Source organism: Denitratisoma sp. DHT3 (assembly GCF_007833355.1).
Classification (GTDB): Bacteria; Pseudomonadota; Gammaproteobacteria; order Burkholderiales; family Rhodocyclaceae; genus Denitratisoma.
In genome coordinates, this window is the sequence record NZ_CP020914.1 from 2737700 (window position 1) to 2756761 (window position 19062).

The 19062-nt window shown below is 60.9% G+C and carries 13 protein-coding genes and 1 tRNA gene; all 14 read right to left on the reverse strand.

Annotated elements, in window-relative coordinates:
• Window positions 1-20: 20 nt before the first annotated feature.
• Complete coding sequence (locus B9N43_RS12610; RefSeq protein ID WP_145842529.1) at window positions 21-2753, reverse strand: DEAD/DEAH box helicase family protein; 2733 nt, start codon at window positions 2751-2753, stop codon at window positions 21-23.
• On the reverse strand, window positions 2753-4546 hold the full coding sequence (locus tag B9N43_RS12615) for a site-specific DNA-methyltransferase (protein WP_145842530.1): 1794 nt from the start codon (window positions 4544-4546) through the stop codon (window positions 2753-2755). Before B9N43_RS12615 ends, B9N43_RS12610 begins: the two co-directional genes overlap by 1 nt.
• A gap of 11 nt (window positions 4547-4557) precedes the next feature.
• A complete protein-coding gene (locus B9N43_RS12620; RefSeq protein WP_145842531.1) occupies window positions 4558-6558 on the reverse strand; it encodes an ATP-binding protein in 2001 nt (666 codons plus the stop codon).
• Entirely contained in the window at window positions 6558-8324 is a 1767-nt protein-coding gene (locus B9N43_RS12625) for an AIPR family protein (RefSeq protein WP_145842532.1), read from the reverse strand. Before B9N43_RS12625 ends, B9N43_RS12620 begins: the two co-directional genes overlap by 1 nt.
• The gene (locus B9N43_RS12630; protein WP_145842533.1) at window positions 8324-11197 is read right to left on the reverse strand and encodes an SNF2-related protein; all 2874 of its coding nucleotides are present in this window, start codon (window positions 11195-11197) and stop codon (window positions 8324-8326) included. Before B9N43_RS12630 ends, B9N43_RS12625 begins: the two co-directional genes overlap by 1 nt.
• Window positions 11197-12258, reverse strand: coding sequence for a Fic family protein (locus tag B9N43_RS12635; RefSeq protein WP_145842535.1), 1062 nt, complete (start codon window positions 12256-12258; stop codon window positions 11197-11199). The genes B9N43_RS12630 and B9N43_RS12635 overlap by 1 nt, the downstream gene beginning before the upstream one ends.
• A 345-nt stretch (window positions 12259-12603) precedes the next feature.
• Window positions 12604-13815: a tyrosine-type recombinase/integrase gene (locus B9N43_RS12640; RefSeq protein ID WP_145842536.1), complete on the reverse strand. Its 1212-nt coding sequence runs from the start codon at window positions 13813-13815 to the stop codon at window positions 12604-12606.
• Window positions 13816-14011: 196 nt separating this feature from the next.
• A complete protein-coding gene (ychF, locus tag B9N43_RS12645) occupies window positions 14012-15106 on the reverse strand; it encodes a redox-regulated ATPase YchF (protein ID WP_145842537.1) in 1095 nt (364 codons plus the stop codon).
• Window positions 15103-15711, reverse strand: coding sequence for an aminoacyl-tRNA hydrolase (gene pth / locus B9N43_RS12650; protein ID WP_145842538.1), 609 nt, complete (start codon window positions 15709-15711; stop codon window positions 15103-15105). Before pth ends, ychF begins: the two co-directional genes overlap by 4 nt.
• Before the next feature lie 15 nt (window positions 15712-15726).
• Complete coding sequence (locus B9N43_RS12655; RefSeq protein WP_145842539.1) at window positions 15727-16344, reverse strand: 50S ribosomal protein L25/general stress protein Ctc; 618 nt, start codon at window positions 16342-16344, stop codon at window positions 15727-15729.
• A 79-nt stretch (window positions 16345-16423) separates the two neighbouring features.
• The gene (locus B9N43_RS12660; RefSeq protein ID WP_145842540.1) at window positions 16424-17374 is read right to left on the reverse strand and encodes a ribose-phosphate pyrophosphokinase; all 951 of its coding nucleotides are present in this window, start codon (window positions 17372-17374) and stop codon (window positions 16424-16426) included.
• Window positions 17375-17432: 58 nt separating this feature from the next.
• Window positions 17433-17509, reverse strand: a tRNA-Gln gene (locus B9N43_RS12665).
• Window positions 17510-17569: 60 nt separating this feature from the next.
• Window positions 17570-18445 (reverse strand): 4-(cytidine 5'-diphospho)-2-C-methyl-D-erythritol kinase, encoded by an 876-nt coding sequence (gene ispE, locus B9N43_RS12670; protein WP_145842541.1) that lies wholly within the window; start codon window positions 18443-18445, stop codon window positions 17570-17572.
• On the reverse strand, window positions 18430-18984 hold the full coding sequence (gene lolB, locus B9N43_RS12675; protein WP_186453812.1) for a lipoprotein insertase outer membrane protein LolB: 555 nt from the start codon (window positions 18982-18984) through the stop codon (window positions 18430-18432). The genes ispE and lolB overlap by 16 nt, the downstream gene beginning before the upstream one ends.
• Between the last annotated feature and the right edge of the window lie 78 nt (window positions 18985-19062).

Sequence of the window (19062 nt, forward strand, 5' to 3'; positions counted from 1 at the left end):
TCGCCAGATACGGTCGTGCTTCAAGCCTTCACAAACCTCAAAAAGTCAGCCAGCCGCCGCGACTCATTGACTTCATCGTGAGGTACGAGCAGATACCGCCACGGTTTTCCGCCGACGCTCGCCGTGAAGTCCGACGCGTGCTGGCACCACTGCAAGGCAGCAGCAGCTTTGGCCTGCACCTCTTGCGTGTTGATGTCGCCGCGTGCTTTGGTTTCCACCACCAAGATCGTCGAGTCCGTTTCGGCGACGAAGTCCGGGATGTACTCCGGCTGCTCGGTGCCAAGCTTGTAGTAGATCTGGAACTGCCCCTTCGCAGGCTTGAACCACTTCAGGGCATCGCGCTCCAGGATGATGGCGAAGCGCCGCTCGGTATCCGAATCGAACTTCTGTAGCGGGTACAGACAACGCGCGAAGCCCCCGAAGAGCATCTGCTTGATGCGACTGGTTTCGGTCACGGTCTCCCGGAAGTGGTGAGCCGTTTGGCCCGCCGTGGCGGTGTAGTTGCACGGCTTGAGTTCGGTGAAGCCGCGACTGACCTGCACCTCGTACTCCGTCGCCTCTTCCCAGAAGTGGGCCATCATCTGCGCGTGGATTTCCCGTGCGATCAAGCGGCGGTCACGATCGAGGACGTTGACGGCCTCGTCCTCGGACAGATAACTGCGCAGGTGCTGCACCAGCTGGCCTGCGAGGTCGTAGAGGAGGTCGGCGTGGGTGAAGTAGTCGATGTCGTCAAAGTCCACCAGCGCGTGGACGATGTAGTCTTCCGGGCGCTGCTCCTTGAGCCCAACTTCGGCGGCCAGGGTGTCCTGCTCGTTGGTGCGCAGGTTGTGGATGACGATCTCGCGCTCACCCGGCTGAAGATGGAGCTGGCTCACATCCAACTTGAAGGCGTGGAATCCCGTCGTGACCTCGCCAGTCGGCACCACCGCTATGCGCGGGATGTCGATGGTCTGCTGCACCACGATCTCCGTTGTCTTCGCCACCACGGTGGACAAATCAAGTTCGGGAGCTGATGCATCCACGCCCGCCAGCAATTCGCCTTGCAGCGGCTTCAACCGCTCCGCCACCTCCGCAAGGATTTCTTTCTGCACTTCGGGTTTCAGCAGCGCGCTGCTGGTGGGCACCAGATCGCGCTTGACTTCGTACTTGCCGATGACGTCCATGACCACGCGCGCGGCCTTCTTCTCCGCCTCCGTGGTGAACACCGGTTCGGGCACGGGGACTTCCGCTCCACTTTCGGCAGATGAAACCCCTGTAACCAAGACCGGTGCCTCCGTCAGACCGAGACGCGCCGCCGCTCCGGACTCGACCTGCACGCTGACTTTCTTGTCGTCGGCACTCGGCGCATCAAGGATGACCTGTTTCAGCCGGATCGGCGAATCGCCACGGTTGGCCTCGTCGATGATCTCCTGGAACTTGTCGTGCGCGACGATGTTCAAGCGATCCACCGCCGCGACGCCCGTGCGCTTGCCGTAGGGCAGTCGCAGGCCGCGCCCGATGGACTGTTCGATCAGCGTGCGGGCATTGGCGGCGCGCAACGGCACGATGGTGTAAAGGTTAGTCACGTCCCAACCTTCCTTGAGCATGTTGACGTGAATCACGATCTCGGTCGGCTCGTCCACGCTCTCCACGGCCAGCAGGCGCGTGATCATCTCTTCTTCTTCCGCGCCGGTACGGCTGGAATCGACCTGAATCACCTTGCCCTGGTAGCGGCCCTCATAGAAGGCTTCCGACTCCAGAAGCGTCAGGAGTTGCCCTGCGTGTGTGGTGTCGCGAGCGATGACGAGCATGAAAGGCTTGATCAGCTTGACGCCGTTCTCGCGGGCGTAGGTGAGCAGCTCGACTTTGGTCGTCTCGTGCAGGCGCACGCCGTCTTCCAGCTTGGTCTTCTCGATCTCCTCGGGCGTGTGCGCCTTGGCGTCGAAGTTGCGCTGGGTGACCACGGCAGGCTCTTTGACGAAGCCGTCCTCCATCGCCCGCGCCAGCGGGTAATCCATCACCACGTTCTTGAACGGCACCGGCCCCTTGCTGGATTCCACGAATGGCGTCGCCGTCACCTCCAGGCCAAACAACGGCCTCAGCTCATTGATGGCACGCACACCCGCGCTGGCGCGGTAGCGATGCGATTCGTCCATCAGCAGCACGAGGTCAGGCAGGTTCGCAAGATGGTTGAAGTAGCTGTCGCCCAGCACTTCCTTCATCCGCTTGATGCGCGGCTCCTTGCCGCCGCGCACCTCGGAGTTGATTTTGGAGATGTTGAAGATGTTGATGCGCACGTCGTGGGCGAAGCCCTGTGGCTGATCATCCACCGCCGCGCCGGTCTGGTCGTAGTTGTCACCGGTGATGATCAGCGGCGGTTGTTGCGCGAATTCGGCGATGCCCTTGAACACGTACTTCGGCGTGTTGCGCGTGAAGTCCGTGATGAGTTTGTTGTAGATCGTCAGGTTGGGCGCGAGCACGAAGAAGTTGTTGATGCCGTGGGCCAGATGCAGGTAGGCGATGAAGGCTCCCATCAGGCGCGTCTTGCCCACGCCTGTTGCCAGCGCAAAGCACAGTGACGGAAACTCGCGCTCGAAATCCTCAAGCGTGCTGAACTCGGCCTTCAGCGTGGAAAGAATCGCTGGGACATCTCGCTCGTGGCCCAAAAGTTCAGGCGCGGCATCGAGCGCACGAACCAGTTTGATGAGCGAATCCGCCTGAGGCGGCCGAAGGGACAGACGACCGGTGACGACGTGCAGGACGCGGTTGTTCATTATTCGTTCTCCCCAAACAGACCGCCCTGATTCAAATTCGCAGCGGGCACTTTCCTGCTCTTGGTTTTCTGGCTCGCTTCGGCGGCAGCCGAGGCCTCAACAGGATCGGGCTTCGCCATCGGCAGGTTCGCCACGTTCAGGCTGTAGTCGTCATGGCCCCATTCGCAGCGGGCCAGCACCATCTTCGGAATCTTCTTCAGTGTCAGGTTCGGCCAGCGTTCCGCCGCCTTGGCGGCGGTCACGCCGTGGAAGGCCGCGCAGCAGATCAGCAGGCTCCGGTCGGAGCCCACTTCGTCGGACAGCGCCTGCAACTGGTCGGCGGACAGGTTCTGCGTGGTGACGTAGATGAAATCGCGCTCGCTGGAATGACCGTGCTGCCACCACTGCACTTCGGAGGGCGCGTAGCTGAAGCCCTCCAGTTTGGCCAGCGCCTCGGCCAGTTGTGCGGCGTTGTATTCGGGATTGATGACCGGGTTGCCCCAGCGGTCGTTGACGATCAGGCTGGGCGCGAGCTTGTAGTAACGGAAGCCGCCGCCGCCTTGCCAACCCGCGTTTTCAGTTACGCCGGTTCTATCTTCACCATCGATCACCAGCTTCATTCGAGGGATGATGTGCGTGTGGCAGTGCTCGCCCAACTCCACCATGATCCAGCGACGCCCCATTTTGTGAGCGACGGCACCTGTTGAGCCAGAGCCAGCGAATGAATCGAGGACGATGTCACCCGGCGAAGAAAAGTGTCGGAGAACAATTTCCAGCAGTGCTTCGGGCTTCTTGCCGGAGCGAAAATCTGCTCCCCCCTCGTGGCGGCAGTTGCCAAAGCTACCTGCTAGATCGTAGAAATTTTCAATCGGCAGGGTCTGCGCCTCGGCATCAGGCTCAAGCTTGCCAAGGGGAACGCCTTGAAAGTACTTTCCTTTGGTCGCGGAGGCTCTCGCCGGGCCGGTGAAATACCGATGGCCATGTCCGTCGTCACCAATACATTCGACTTTGTAAAGTGCTCCAAGACCATCTGTAGCAGCGCGCCCGGTCAAATAGTCGCGGAAAAACCGTCCCGATGAATTTCCATCCAGGATGGAACCGGTAGCCCATATTTCTTTCAACCCCTTCGCTGAGCCTTCCTTCTTCTTGACCCCCCATTGGCCTGCCCCAAACACGGTCACCGCTTTTCCACCTAGCGTGATCCTAGTTCCGGGGGCCTTTTCAGTGATGTAGTGGCAGAACTTGTCAAACGACAGGTCTTTCTCCGGCAGGTTCGGTTCGGCTCCATATTCCTTTCGGTAGACGTGGATCTGCTCGACCTGCTTATGAAAGTTCATGTCTTGCTTCAATGTCTTTTCGGCATACCTCACTTGTACATAAAGCGTCACCAAGTAGTTGGCCCTGCCGAAGACTTCATCGAGAAGGACCTTCAGATAATGACCTTCAGAGTCATCAATGTGGCAGCAGATAAACCCTTGGGGGCTAAGTAGCCGACGGAGCATTTCCAGCCGATCGCGCATAAGGCCAAGCCATGTTGAATGCTCCAATGCGTCGTCGTAGTGCTCGAATGCCGCACCTGTGTTGTAGGGTGGATCGATATAGACACACTTCACTTTCCCCGAAAACTCCTGCTCCAGCGCCTTAAGCGCGAGCAGGTTGTCCCCGAAGATCAGCCGGTTATCGAAGATGTCGTTCTCTGTCACACGCTGCTTGGCGTGGTACGACTTGGCCGAATCTTCGAGCAGGATGCGCGGCTCCAGCTTGGGCCGCTTGTCCTTCCCAATCCATGTCAGTTCTAGTTTCTGCTTACTCATAGCCAAATACCTTAATTCTTGTGCAAACCAAGCTTGTCAAAAAGGATGCGATTTCTGCGTGCGGCATCCTTGATCAGCTTGTCGTAGGAGAGGATTTCGATATACCCATTGCCCATCGCCAAAGGGGAGAAGTACCCCTCGTTGTCGGCAGTCCGGTGATAGCGTCCGAATACTTGCCGATGCAATGAGGGCGTTAGATCGGCAATGAGATAGCCGGTGTAACGCAGGTTGGCAGGATTGATCTGACGCCCATCGACGTCCGTAACGCCGCCCTCGGAAATTTCCCGGAATCGCTGGATAACTTGGTCCGCGGGGTCTTTGTTGTAGTCGTCCCGCCCCGGTCGTTTGAATTCAATGATGACAACGCCACCTCCCGGCAGATTGTCGGGCTCGGCGACTCCGATTGGGGTGTCATAGAAAAGCGTGAAGATGTCCGGTTCCTTGCCAGATGTATCTTCAAGACCGGCGACACTCTTGAGCTTTTTGTCAGACGTGAGCAGCGTGTGATAGCAGAGCCGCTCGTCAATCACCCAAAGGTTCTGCTGCTCGAAGAAGATGTCCTTCGAGGTCATGCCCATGGGGAAGATCATCTTGTGCAAGACTCTTTCGAGCGGATACTTGTCGTCCGTACGCTTCTTCTTGAGGCTGTTGTTCACCAGGTCAAGAATCGTTCGGCGGTGGGCGACATAGGCAGCGAGTTGCGCCTTGCCGATCTCGTTGGCTTTTTCGGCAATTTCCTTGAATCTTTCTTGGTATTGTTCAAAGGTTTCTGTCTCGAACAGTGCGGCGACGTGCTTGGCCTCTTTGCGGACATCGTCCTCGGTGGCACGCTTCACGTGCAGGAGAGCTTCATCCAGCTTGTCATCAGACAGGCCCGGCTGAATCTTTTGCTCGATCATTTCTTTGTAGCGAGGATGCATGAGCGCCCTGTACTCAGGAGCTTGCTCCACGAACTTCTCGATCTGGGCACGCTTTTCTTCGTTCGTTGACTTCAAGTCATCCATGAGCAGCGGCCGCAACGCGCCTGTAACACCCTGGTTCAGGGCCCGTCGTGAGACAAGAGTCCGCTCAAGCTCGGGCTCCTCATCGCTTTGGAAAGCGATGCGCGTGCGCTCTTGGTTGGCATGGTCGTCCAGGTACTCCCCGGTAACCAGCACGATCAGGGTGTATGGCGCCTGCTCTTCGTCAATCAGCTTCTCAGGTAGCTCTGGAAGCAGATCTCGCAGCTTGCTCGTGGTGACTTCGCGGCCGTTCGCGCACAAGTTGAGTTCATGGCGCGAGCGTCCGTCACGGTGACGATACGCCTGCAAAGCAAATATATGCCCCGAGACCTCGAAGAACTGCTCCTGGATGTGCGCCAATACCGTTGACTGAAACAGTGCGTGCAAATCAATCGGAGCATGCCCCGGAGATTCCAGAGTCATCGGCGGGCAGGAACGAGCCGCAAAACGAATCAGGAAGTGCGCGATGATCCGTTCAGCGATGGTTTCGGGCTGAGTGGGCCATCCAGCCCGAAACTTGTCATCCATGCCTCGCAAAGAGGTGTGCGTGCCACATACCTCTTTAACTTCAGACGTGGTGTCGGCACCTTTCAGTTCATCCTCGATGCTGAAGTCGAACTCGCGCAGCAAAGCCTTGCCGTCGCGTTGGAAGACACTACGGATGTGTACGGATGAGAACACCTTCAGGAAAGTGAAGCGCCCCACACCCCGACCGCCGACCTTGACCTTTGAAAGCGTGTGGGCTTCTTGAAACGAAGCCAGGTTCTTGTCGTTGAAGCCAACGCCATCATCAATGACGTCGAAGCCGTCCACGACCAGAGTTCCATCCCCAGCCTGATGGGCAAGATCATTGGAAGCCATCAGCCGAATGCGAATCGAATGATTGCTGAAGCCGTCCTGATGCTCTTCGATTGCATCGACGGCATTCGAAATGGCCTCGTAAAGCGGCATCATTGCCTTGGCCTGGGAAAGCTCCAGTCGATCCACCAGACCTTTGATGTTCGCTTGCATTATTGATTTCCTCCCTGGCCCTGTTGTGCCAAGGCCGCCATCAAACGGCCTTTCACAGTTCGACAGTCCGTTTTGTTCTCGAAAACGCTACGCGCCTGCTTGTTCCACTGAACTGCCTGAACGACATTGACTAATCGATCTGCCACGAGATCGATTTCGCGGGAGAGCGATATCAGCTCATCCTCGCTGAGGGTCAGCGCTGGCCCGTTGTGCAATGGCAGCCTGATGAACACAACGTGCAGAATCATCCAGGCGCCCTGGCTGAGAATTTCCTTGGCGGGCAACACGCCCAGTGGCAGATCGCGGGGATCAGCCTCAGCACTCGCGCGGTCCCGGATTTTTCCAATGACCGTGCGACCGATCTGGGCGATGCGCCACATCTGCTTGGCTGTCAGCGAGTCGGCAAACAGGCTATCGTAGGACTGGCGTAACGGATCAGTCGCAGGCACAAGTCCTTCCCGTCCAAAGAGCCTCTTTTTGTCTGACTTCGCTGCGACCAGATAATCCTGCCAATCGCCTGCGGTGACCGTGCAGGCTAGGTAGGGCGCCAGTTCACGGGCAGTGAAAGTGGTTGGTGAGGGGGGTGGGTCGTCCTGGCCATGCTTGACGATGTATTCGATACCAGCCATTCGCAGTGTCTGCTGCCACATAGCTTGCCGCTCATCCAGAGCAGCGAAGTCTTCCAAGTCCACCGCATTTTGACGGTTACGGGATTGAGTCACACGGTCGCCAAATCCGTCCGGCGCGTTGTCCAAGCACACGAAAGTCGCCATAACCATGGCCGGATTCGCGTCGTAGTGCGCTATGGGCTCTTTGGCTATGGCACCAACGGTCTGAGCGCCGTTGATGATGGAAAGCCCTCGGACACGAAATCTCCCTGATTCCCGATGGGGATCGCGCGGATGCTGCTCGTTGATGGCCTCACAGAGAAACGTGACGCCGTTGTTGAAGTAGAAGAAGTGCTGCGACTCCTGCTGCAAGGTTTCCGTCAAACCAGTGTTGACGATCGTCGTTCCCTTGAAACGACGGATGTTTCGGTCAACTAAGCGGTCTTCGTGCTGCACCCAAAGTTCTGCAAGACGCTTGGCGTCCATGCGACCGTAGAACGCCCTGTATGGTTCTTGAGTGTGACCGAAGTCTTTCAGCTCGATCTCCGCCTCAATGGCCTGGGCAGAGATGCCGTCCAAGTGGAGATCGTGAAGGGTGGTGAGCCCATAGGCATGGCAGCGCAGAAATCCGGGATTCGTCCCATTGAACGCACGCTCCAGGTCGGAAAAGATGTCCCGCCGGTCATCGGACACAGCCGTGCCGGAGTAGGCAAGGACAACCTTGACTTTGCAGATGCCGCTGTTTAAGGCATCGGTAATTGCCGCACTGCGGTTCTGAAGCGCGTTGTTGAAGCGTCCCCAGCGTCCCTGGATGAGATCGGTGACGCCATCCCGAAACTTGGACACATCACCAAGCTCAGGCTCTCCTGAGCCAGACTCTTTGTATTTCGACTGGACGAGCCAAATGGTCTGATCATTGGCGACGAATACCGAATCGATACCATGATCCAGCCCACCATCGATGCTGGCAGCCACGGCCTCATCCAGACTGGCGCCAGCGTCTTCATGCAGGATGAACGCCGCAATTGCCTTGGACAGAAAATTGCTTCGCCGAGACTCTGGCGTGTTTCCCGTTCCGGTGATTAGGTTCGCGTAGTCCTCATCAAGTTTTTGACACAGCAGATCGAGTTCAAGGGGGCGAGCGATAACTGTTGCCATCAGACCAGCTCCCACTCGATAGTGAACAGCGTGCGCTCCTCGACCTGCTGTTGGAGTTGCACTTCAAGCTGGCTGATCAAGTCATTGCGCTGCGCTTCGACTTCGTCCTGTCGGGCAAACAGCTCGCGGCGCAGCTTGCTGCGCTTGCCTTCCAGTTCGCGCTGTTTCTTCTGCCATGACAGTTTTTCGCCCAACGTCGGCGAGGTCGCGGCAGTGCGGCGCACTTCCTTGATCTCGCGGTCGATCTCCTTGATCTCCTGCTCCAGACCGAGCTTCAGATCGTCCGCCCAGGCGTCGAGCTTCTGGACTTCCTGCTCGAAGTAACCGAGATTGCGCTCGTTGACGTCTCGCAGGAGTGCGGTCTTGCGGGCTTCCGCATCGGCCAGCAAGGTGGCATCAGGTGCATTGAACAGGCTTGCTGCGTGTGTGGTCGCGGGTAGGCGCAGCAGTTTTTCCGGGTCTTCTTCTGCCAGCACGACGCCGTCGGTAGTACCCGCAGCAACCAGCAGATGTTGCTCCTGGTTGCCGAGTGTCTCGACAGTGACCAGCTTTACTGTGAGCCATCCGGCCTTGCCGCGGTAGGCTTCAAGCGTGCTGATCTTTGAACCGTAGGCGTTGTAATCGAAGACGAGACGAGCCACGTCGAGTACGCGAGCCTTGGCTTGCTCGATGCCCCACCGCGCCAGCGAATGATTGATGCGGTACAGGTGCGCGTCGCCAGAGCGGCGGGGCAACTCGTAGCGCCCCAGCTCGATGCCCGCGGGGCCGCTATGCTCGGCTCCAGTCGGTATGTGGCGGAGGTCGAAGCCTCCGTCATCGAACGAGGCGTACTGGACCAGTTCGGCGCGGGTCAAGTCCATCAACATGTGTTCGAAGCGGTTGCGCGCGTTGCGGCTGTCGTCCGCCCGCACGCGCAGCTTCTCCTGCACCTCCTCATCAAAGTTCTCAAGCAATGCCTGACGGGTCTTGACCATCGCCTCGTTGATCTCTCCTGAGAGATCGAGTCGGAGTTGCTCGAAACTGGACTTGATTTCTTCAGGCTCTCGGCAGTTCTGGTAGATCTCAGCGATACGCCGCTCGAAATCAACGCCTGAGCCGATGGCACCCAGCACTTCGTCGCTGGCCCCAAAAACGCCCTCGAAAAGCTGGAGCTTCTGCGCCAGCAATTCATAAACGCGCTTGTCCGCCTCATTGCTGAGATCGACGAAGTTCACTACCACTACGTCGTGCTTCTGTCCGTAGCGGTGACAGCGACCAATGCGTTGCTCGATACGCTGCGGATTCCAAGGCAGGTCGTAGTTGATCACGAGCGAGCAGAACTGGAGGTTGATGCCTTCGGCTCCGGCTTCGGTGGCAATCATGACCTTGCCGCGCTCCTTGAAGTGCTCGACCAGTGCCGCACGGGTGTCGGCGGTCTTGGAGCCGGTGATGCGGTCAGTGCCTTCGTGGCGCTTCAGCCAGTCCTTGTAGATTGCTTGCGCGCGCTGGTCACTATTGGTGCCGTTAAAAAGCACGATACCGTCGCCGTATGGCGTGTCAGCCAGCAAATTGAGGAGGTATTCCTGCGTGCGCTTGGACTCGGTGAAGATGATGGCCTTCCTGGCCGCGCCCAGCCGGTCCAGTTCAGCGAAGGCACGATCCAGCGCGGTGAGCAATGCCTTGCCCTTGGCGTTGTCCTGAATGCTGGTTGCCAGCGCCTTGAAGCGGCGAAGCTCCTCGATTTCCTGCGCGATGGCATCACGTTCCATGCGACTCGGTGCCGTGGCGTCTGGGTCCTGGTCACTCCACTCATCGGCGGTTTCATCCAGCGACTCGTAGTCCTCGTCGAGTTCCTCGGTCAGATCGGGAACTTCAGTGGTTTCGTCGAGCACTCCCTGGAGGCGCTTGGCCATCGTCTCTAACGCACCCGCGATCGCGTGCGAGCTGGACGCGAGCAACTTCCACAGAACCAGTGAAATCAGTTGGCGCTGCCCCTCGGGCATGGCCTTCACATTGGGACGGCGCAAGTAGTCGGCGACCAGCCCGGACAGTTCCTGTTCCTCGCTCGATGGCGTGAACTCTTGGATGATGGCCTTGCGCGCCGTATACGACACGTAGGGCTGAACCTGTTTGCGCAGGGTGCGCTTGCAGATGGGAGCCAGCCGGTCACGCAAGCCACTGAAGGATTGTTCTCGGCCAGTGAATTGCGAGCGAAAGCTGTCAAGGTCTCCGAACACGCGGTCATCGATGAAGCTGACCAGTCCATAGAGTTCGAGCAATGAGTTCTGCAACGGCGTTGCGGTCAGTAGTACTTTGGCGTGAACGTGCGATAGCGCCTCCTTGAGAGTCTTGGCAATGATGTTGCTGGTCTTGTAGACGTTGCGCAGGCGATGCGCTTCGTCAAGGACGACAAAGTCCCAGTCGATGCTTTTGACATCATCAGCCTTGGATTTGGCGAACTGATAGGAACAGATGACCGGGCCAGAGGCAAAGAGGAACGGATTCTGTCGATCCTTCTTGCGGATCGTGTTATAGCTTTTGGCTTCGAGAATCAGCCCTTGTAGACCGAACTTGTCCTGCAACTCCTGGTGCCACTGCTTGCGCAGGTTGGCCGGGACGATGATGAGAATCTTGCGCCGCCGTTCCGCCCAGCGTTGCGAGATCACCAAGCCCGCCTCAATGGTCTTGCCGAGACCCACTTCGTCAGCGAGGAGCACACCGCGTGAAAGGGGATTGCGGCATGCGAAGAGGGCCGCATCGACCTGATGCGGATTGAGATCAACCTGCGAGTCGACCAGCGTTGATGCCAGCGACTCCACGGAGTCGCCTGCCGCGCGGCGCGTCAGAAGCCATGCGTAGTACTGGCTTTGATACTGCGTAAGGGGCTGTTGCATCAGTCTCCCCCCTCTACCTTGACTTGTTTCCACTTCGCTCCTCGCCCCTTGCCCATGGACTCGATCACTCCCTCTGACTTCATCGCCCGCAGCACCAACCGCACCATGTCTCGGCTCACGCCCGGGCAAGCCTCCTCGATCTCGGATATCGAGAACGGCTGGCTGCGCCCTAGGACCTCCGCCCGCACCCGGTCGCCTTTACTGCCGCGGCCACGCTCGATGGTGCCGACACGCTCCTCGAACTCACGGTAGGCTCGTAGCAAGGCGCCCCAGAAGTAGTCGAGCCAGGGCTTTACGTCGTGCTGCCCCTGGTGCCAGCCCTGCGAGCTGGCTTCCAGCGTCTCGTAATAACCTTCCTTGGTTTCCTCGAAGATGCGTTCCAAGCTGATGTAGCGACCCACGGCATAGTCGAAGTGGTAGAGCAGCAGCAAGGTCAACAAGCGGGACATGCGACCGTTGCCGTCCGGGAAAGGGTGGATGCACAGGAAGTCGAGCATCGCCAGCGGCACCAGTACCAACGGGTCGGCCAGGTGCTGATCCAGCGCGGTGGCGTAGCGCCCGGCCAGATCGGTCATAGCCATGGGTGTGAGGTGCGCAGCGACCGGCTGGAAACGTAGACGTGACGTGCCGTCCGGGTGACGTTCGATGATGTCGTTATTGGTAGCCTTCCAGCGCCCGCCCGCCTGCGGCATATAGCGGTACAGCAGGGTGTGGAGTTGCAGCACTACGCCCTCGCTGAAGGACATATGCGCGGCCGATTCGTGGATCAGCGCCAGGGCGTCACGGTAGCCGGCGATCTCCTGTTCGGAGCGGCTCTTTGGTGTTGCATTGCGGATGACCAGAGACTTCAGCCGCGAAGGCGCTACGACAACACCTTCCAGCCGGTTAGACGACTCAGTGGACTCCACCACCGCGATCTGGCGTAGGCCCTTCAGGGCTTCAGGCGACTGCGCAGCATAGAGCTGTTGCTTGCCCTGGTACTCGCCCAGTGAGCGCAACGTGGCGGCCTGGGTGCCATCGAAGCGAAGCGCGGCGAGGTACTCGGGTGTGAGCGAGTGCATGGAAATGTAAGCTCAGGCTGTCTAAATGGGGTAATCATAGCCGTTAAATGGGGCATTGTCTCTAAAATTGCCTCATTAACGGTGTTTGACTACCCCATTTCCTGAACACAACAGCGGTCGTGAGGGGCCGGCATGGCTGACTGGGAAGGAAATAGATAACACGAGCCATAAAAGGGTAATAAATCATAAATTACCCCATTTATCCTATTGTTTACCCCATTTCCGGGTTCAACCTAGGCCAAAGGCAAACGGTAAAGGGAACGGCACTCAAGGGCAACAGGCCTATCCAGAAAAGGAAAAGGCCGCCCCTGTCGATTCGCTCTGCAACACCCAGCCAAATCGCCCCTATGCCGTGACGCTGCCTTCCGCAGCACTCAGATAGTCCGCCCAGTCCTGCAACAGCGTCCTTCTCTGATCCAGCAGCAACGCCTTGTTGTACGTCGCCCGCACCTTGTTGCTTTCCACGTGGGCAAGCTGCCGCTCGATTGCATCAGGCCGGTATCCGTTCTCATTGGCCCAGGTCGAAAAGGTTGTCCGCCAGCAATGCGGCGTCGTGCCCCGGCCCAGGTTCATGTCACGCATTGCGTAGGTAAGCCGATTGGGAGTGGTGAAGCCCTTGCCACTCCGGTGTGGGAACAGATAGCGGCCACCGCCCGTGATGCACTGCACATCCTTCAGCACAGCAATGGCCTGCACAGACAACGGGCTGACATGGTCGCGCCGCGCCTTCATCTTCGCCGCAGGCCGACGCCACAGTGCATCCTCAAAGTCGAACTCGTCCCATTCGGCATCCGCCGCTTCCCCCGGACGGCAGGCGATCAGCGCAATCAACCGCAGGCACAGCGAAGTCTCCGGATAGCCCCGGTAGCCACGCAACTCCTGATAGAACTTCTGGATTTGCTCTCGCGTCATCGCCGCCTTGCTCTCGCTGAACGGCACGCGCAGCAGCCCACGCAGACTGGGGATCGGATTGGCCTCGACCAGACCACGCACCACCGCGAACTCGAAGATGGCCGAAAGATCGCCTTTGACATGGATGGCCGCCCACGCCCCGTGGGCCTTGCACTCCTCCAGCAGCGGGCGAATCTGCCTGACACCAATGTCGCTCATCGGCATCCCGTCGAACTTGGGCGACAGGTACTTCCTGATGCGGGACTCTTTCGTGCGGTAGGAACTGAGCGCAAAGACAGGCTTGATCTCGGCCAGATACGCCTGCGCCACCTTGGCAAACGAGCTTTCACGAGCGCGCTTACGTTCTTCCAGCGCTTCGAGGTTGCGCTGCTTGACCTGCTGCCGCTCATGCGCAGGGTGGATGCCTTGCTTGACCAAGGCACGCGCCTTCTCACGGGCAGCACGCGCCTCTGCAAGGCTTACCTGAGGAAAGCCGCCAATGGCAAAGAGGTTCTCCTTGCCTTGCAGGCGGTACTTCCATCGCCAGAGCTTGCCGCCGGTGGGCTTGACCAGCAGGAACAAGCCCCCGCCGTCTGAAAGTTTCCAATCTCGATCAGTCGGTTTGGCCGACCTGACCTTGGCGTCATTGAGTAGATTCTCGGGCATCGTTGGACTCCACTGCGGGGAGATATACCCCCACGGTTGAACACGAGTACCCCCAACGCTACCCCCGAATTTTCTGGACCTCGATGAACAATAGGAACGCTCAGCAGACCGTATTGTTTATGCAACCCATTGATTTAAAATGGGATAGCTTGTCCACCAAGCGCTACTGAACGCCACCGAGATCCAGCAAAAATCGTCAGACGTTGAACAGGAAATTCATCACGTCGCCATCTTTCACCACGTATTCCTTGCCTTCGGAACGCATCTTGCCGGCTTCCTTGGCGCCGGCCTCGCCCTTGTAGGCGATGAAGTCCTCGAAGGAGATGGTCTGGGCGCGGATGAAGCCCCGCTCGAAGTCGGTGTGGATCACGCCGGCGGCCTGGGGGGCGGTGTCGCCCACATGGATGGTCCAGGCGCGGACTTCCTTCACGCCGGCGGTGAAGTAGGTCTGCAGGCCCAGGAGCTTGTAGCCGGCGCGGATCAGGCGGTCGAGGCCGGGTTCCGCCAGGCCCATGGAGTCGAGGAAATCTTTCTTGTCGGCGTCTTCCAGGTCGGCGATCTCGGCTTCGATCGACGCGCACAGGGCCACTGCCTCGGCGCCTTCCCGGGCGGCGTGGGCGCGCACGGCGTCGAGGTGGGGGTTGTTCTCGAAGCCGTCCTCGGCGACGTTGGCGGCGTAGAGCACGGGCTTGGCGGTGATCAGGCAGAAGGGCTTGAGGCTGGCCCATTCTTCCTTGGAGAGGTCGAGCGCCCGCACCGGCCTGGCTTCGTTCAACTGTGCCATGCACTTTTCCAGCACGGCCACCAGGATCTTGGCTTCCTTGTCGCCGCCGGCCTTGGCCTGCTTGGAATAGCGGGCGAGGGCCTTCTCGACGGAGCCCAGGTCGGCCAGCGCCAGTTCGGTGTCGATCACCTCGATGTCGCGGATCGGGTCCACGGAGCCGGAGACGTGCACCACGTTGTCGTCGGCGAAGCAGCGCACCACATGGACGACCGCGTCGGTCTCGCGGATGTTGGCGAGGAACTGGTTGCCCAGGCCCTCGCCCTTGCTGGCACCGGCCACCAGCCCGGCGATGTCGACGAATTCGACGATGGCGTGCTGGAGTTTCTGCGGCTTGACGATCTTGGCCAGTTCATCGAGCCGCGCATCGGGCACCTCGACGATGCCGACGTTGGGCTCGATGGTGCAGAAGGGATAGTTGGCGGCCTCGATGCCGGCCTTGGTCAGGGCGTTGAACAGGGTGGACTTGCCGACGTTGGGCAGGCCGACGATGCCGCACTTCAAGCTCATGGTGTTTCCTTCTTGGCTGCTGCCGGTTTGGTGTTGATTTTTCGGGTTGCCGCTTCCATCTCGCCCCTGGCGATGTCCGGCCAGGCCAGCAACGCCCGGTCCATCGCGGCGTCGATGGCTTCCTGCTCATCCCGCCGCGCGGGCTTGAGCACGTAGTTCACGACTTCGGTGCGGTCCCCTGGGTGGCCGATGCCGAGGCGCAGCCGCCAGTAGTCCTGGGTGCCCAGATGGGCCGTGATGTCCTTGAGGCCGTTGTGGCCACCGAGACCGCCGCCGAATTTCAGGCGCATCTGGCCCGGCGGCAGATCCAGTTCATCATGGACCACCAGCATCTCGTTGGGCGGGATGCGGTAGAACTGGGCCAGCGCCCGCACCGACTGGCCGGAGCGGTTCATGAAGGTGGCAGGCATCAACAGCCAGATGCCACTCTGGCCGGCCTGGCGGGCATTGGCGGCCCAGCCGTGGAAGCGGGACTCCTTGCCGAAGGCGATGCCCAGTTCGTGGGCCAGGCGCTCACAAAACCAAAACCCGGCGTTGTGCCGGGTTTCGGTGTATTCGGCCCCGGGGTTGCCGAGGCCGACGACGAGACGGATATTCGCCTGCAATTCAGCTCACAGGGATTACTTCTTCTCGGCGGGCGCTTCTGCGGCCGGGGCTTCTTCCTCGGCCTTGCCGCCCTTGACGATCACGGTCGCGACCACCGGGTCGCCTTCGCCGTGATGCGCCACTTCGACGCCCTTGGGCAGCGCCAGCTGGGAGACATGGAGGGAATGGCCGGTGGCCAGGTCCTTCAGGTCGACCTCGATGAACTCGGGCAGATCGGCGGGCAGGCACTTGACGTCCACTTCGGTCATCACGTGGGAGACCATGCCGCCCTGGAGCTTGACGCCGGGGTTGATGTCGGCATTGATGAAATGCAGGGGCACCTTCTGGTGGATCTGGTGGGTGGCATCCACGCGCTGGAAGTCCACGTGCAGCACCTGGAGCTTGTAGGCATGGACCTGCACGTCCCGCAGCAGGGCCATCTGCTTGTCGCCCTCGACATTCACGGTGACGATGGAGGAATGGAAGGCTTCCTTGCGCAGGGCCTGATAGATTTCGTTGTGGTCCATGTCGATGGACTGGGGCTTGCCGGCGGCCCCATAGACGATGCCGGGAACCCGGCCCGCGCGACGCAGGCGGCGGCTCGCACTCGATCCCTGCAGGTCACGCTTCTTGGCGTTGATTTCGAATTGCATGATGACTCCAGTCAAAAAAACCTGCCCGCGACCAGGCAGGGGTTGAAAAGTCCGGACGGTCGCCCGGCCGGACGAAAACCTACTCGACGAACAGCGAGGATACCGACTCGTCGTTGCTGATGCGGATGATGGTCTCGGCCATCAGTTCGGCGATCGAGACCACCCGGATGCGGTTGCAGGCGCGGGCGTTGTCGCGCAGGGGGATGGTGTCGGTGACCACCAGCTCGTCCAGGGAGGACTCGTCGATGCGCTCGATCGCCGCGCCGGACAGCACCGGGTGGGTGCAGTAGGCCAGCACGCGCTTGGCGCCGTGGTCCTTGAGCGCCTGGGCGGCCTTGCACAGGGTGCCGGCGGTGTCCACGATGTCGTCCATGATCACGCAGGTGCGGCCCGCCACGTCGCCGATGATGTTCATCACCTCGGAGACGTTGGCCTTGGGACGGCGCTTGTCGATGATCGCCAGATCCGATTCGAGGTGCTTGGCGAAGGCCCGGGCGCGCACCACGCCGCCCACGTCGGGGGAGACCACCAGCAGGTCCTCGTAGCGCTGCTTGGCGATGTCGGCCAGCAGCACGGGCGCCGCGTAGATGTTGTCCACCGGGATGTCGAAGAAACCCTGGATCTGGTCGGCATGGAGATCCACGGTCAGCACCCGCTGCACGCCCGCGGCCTGCAGCATGTTGGCCACCACCTTGGCGGTGATCGGCACCCGGGCGGAGCGGGGGCGGCGATCCTGGCGCGCGTAGCCGAAGTAGGGGATGGCGGCGGTGATGCGGCCGGCCGAGGCGCGCTTCAAGGCGTCGGCCAGGATCACCAGCTCCATCAGATTGTCGTTGGTGGGGGCGCAGGTGGGCTGGAGAATGAAGATGTCCCGCCCGCGCACATGCTCCAGGATCTCCACGTTGATCTCGCCGTCGGAGAAGCGCGCCACCTGGGCGCGGCCGAGGGACATGTTGAGCCGCTTGACGGCGTCCGCGGCCAGTTTGGGGTTGGCGGTGCCGGTGAAGACCATCAGGCTGTCGTAAGCCATGGGAGCCTCTGCAAACAAAGCGGGCAGACCACGTGATGGCCTGCCCGGTTAAATGTTCTGGCTGGGGAGGAAGGATTCGAACCTTCGCATGCCGGAATCAAAATCCGGTGCCTTAACCAGCTTGGCGACTCCCCAATTGGCGACGCCCTGGAACCTGCTCGACGTCGAAAGGACGCGCATTGTCGTTTTTTTTGTTCAGGCTGTCAAATCCGCCAGCGGATGTTTTTGCAGGCCACGGGCGACGAATCCGCGCATGTCCGCCGGCAGCGCCGCCTGCGCCTGGCGGGCGGCCGCTTCCGTGGCGAACTCGGCGAAGCAGCAAGCGCCGGAGCCGCTCATGCGCGCCGCGCCGCCCGCGCCCTGCCAGTGCCGCAGCCAGTCGAGGTGGCGGGCCACCTCGGGGTGGAGGCGGCAGGCCACGGCTTCCAGATCGTTGCCGCCGAAGCCGGGGCGCCAGGCGGCGGGGGCGATGGCCGGGGCGTCGCGGCGCAGGTCCGGCGCGCGGAAGATGTCGGCGGTGGGCACCGCCAGCGCCGGCACCAGCACCAGATACCAGGCGGCGGGCGGCGCCACGTCGGTGAAACGCTCGCCCACGCCCTCGGCGAAGGCGCTGCGGCCGTGGATGAAGATGGGCACGTCGGCGCCCAGGGCGAGACCGATCTCCTCCAGGCGCGCTTTCGACAATCCGCAGCGCCACAGCCGGTTCAGGGCGATCAGGGTGGTGGCGGCGTCGGAACTGCCGCCGCCCAGGCCGCCGCCCATCGGCAGGCGCTTGTCCACGGCGATGGTGACGCCCTCGCGGCAGCCCGTGGCGTCGGCCAGGGCGCGCGCCGCGCGCACCGTCAGGTCCTGTTCCGCCGGCACGCCGGGCAGGGGCGCGGCCAGTTCGATGCGGCCGTCGCCGCGCGGGGAAAAGCGCAGCCAGTCGGCCTGATCGAGGAACAGGAACACGGTTTGCAGCAGATGGTAGCCGTCGGCGCGGCGCCCCACCACGTGGAGGAAGAGATTGATCTTGGCCGGGGCCGGCCAGGCGTCGCGCCAGTCCGGCGCCAAGTTCACGGTAGCTGCCATTGGTCGATCTTCAGGCGCAGGTCGATGTCGTCGCGCCGCATCTCCAGCAGGGTCGGCAGGGCGTCCTCGCTGTCGGACTCATAGTCCAGATAGTCGATTTGCCAGCCGTCGACCCAGGCCCGCCGCGGCCGCCCCTGCTCGTCGCGGCTGCGGGCCTCGACCCGGGCGGCGAGCCAGCGCGGCAGTTCGTTGAGCGGCAGGGTCAGGCCCAGCACCTCCTCGGCCAGCGCGGCCCAGTCGGGCGCCTGGTGGACCTTGCCTTCGCTGGTGGTGAGGCGGGCGCCCCGCGGATCGCGGTCGAGTTCGGCAATCCCCTGCCCCAGCGGTCCGGTGAGCAGGATCTCGTCACGCTGGATGTCGTGGCGCCAGCTGATGCCGGCATGGTAGGGACGCTCGCCCTGGCGCAGCGCGAGGCGCCCTTCCAGGCTGAAACTGTCGATCGCGGCGCGCGCCGGGCGCGGCGGCACGGGCGGCTGAAGCGCGCAGGCGGCCAGCAGCAGCGGCAGCAACAGTAGCCAGAGCGCCGGGCGATGGCCCATTACCGTGAAATACCTCATTGGAATGGCAGGCCAAATGTCCGAGCGCAGCGAGCCGACATCATCACCTCCCCCGGAGAG